This window comes from Microbacterium karelineae (genome assembly GCF_009745985.1).
Lineage (GTDB): Bacteria > Actinomycetota > Actinomycetes > Actinomycetales > Microbacteriaceae > Microbacterium > Microbacterium karelineae.
The window spans coordinates 1-1,098 of the sequence record NZ_WFIX01000010.1; the positions used below are offsets into that span (position 1 = coordinate 1).

General features: G+C 41.4%; 1 protein-coding gene. It reads left to right on the plus strand.

Features of this window, described 5'->3' with window-relative positions:
- On the plus strand, positions 1–1,098 hold a 1,098-nt coding region (locus tag GB932_RS21715; RefSeq protein WP_156758775.1), incomplete at both ends, for a polyribonucleotide nucleotidyltransferase.

Consider the following 1,098-nt stretch of genomic DNA (forward strand, 5'->3'; position numbering starts at 1 on the left):
AAGAAGAAAGGGGAGAAAAATTCAAAGCGGTTCTTGAAGAGTTTTTAGCACAATATGCTGAAGACGAAGAGGAATTGGCAAGAGTAACTCCATTCGTTAAAGTATATTACCATGACGTAGAGAAAGAAGCAATGCGTCAGATGATCCTTGAAGACAATATCCGTCTTGATGGTCGTGATCCTCAGACAATCCGTCCAATCTGGTCAGAAATTGATTATCTTCCGGGAGCTCACGGTTCTGCAATCTTTACAAGAGGAGAAACTCAGTCTCTGACTGCGGTAACTCTGGGTTCTGTAAAAGATGCGAACATGATCGACAGCGTAATCACGCAGCACGACGAAAGATTCTTCTTACACTATAACTTCCCTCCATTCTCTACAGGTGAAGCAAGACCCTTAAGAGGTACTTCACGAAGAGAAGTAGGACACGGAAACTTAGCTCAAAGAGCTTTAACAGCAGTAATTCCGCAAGAAAATCCATATACAATCAGAATTGTTTCCGATATCTTAGAATCTAACGGTTCTTCTTCAATGGCAACAGTTTGTGCAGGTACATTAGCATTGATGGATGCAGGGGTTCAGATCACAAAACCTGTTTCAGGGATTGCAATGGGTCTGATCACCGATACAAAATCAGGTAAATTTACCGTACTTTCCGATATCTTAGGAGATGAAGATCACCTTGGAGATATGGACTTCAAAGTAACAGGTACTGCAGACGGTATCACAGCTTGTCAGATGGATATCAAAATCCAGGGACTTTCTATGGATATCATGGAGAAAGCTTTGATGCAGGCTAAAGACGGAAGATTACACATCCTTAATAAAATCACGGAAACGATTTCCCAGCCAAGAGCAGATGTGAAGCCTCACGCTCCGAAAATGGTGGTTATGGAGATTCCAAAAGATTTCATTGGAGCTGTAATCGGGCCTGGTGGAAAAATTATTCAACAATTACAGAAAGATACAGATACGGTTATTGCTATCGAAGAGATGGGAGAAATCGGACGTATCGAAATTGCAGGAACAGACAGAGAAAAAATCAATGCAGCTATTGCTAAGATCAATGAAATTACTTTCGTACCGGTTGTAGGCGAAG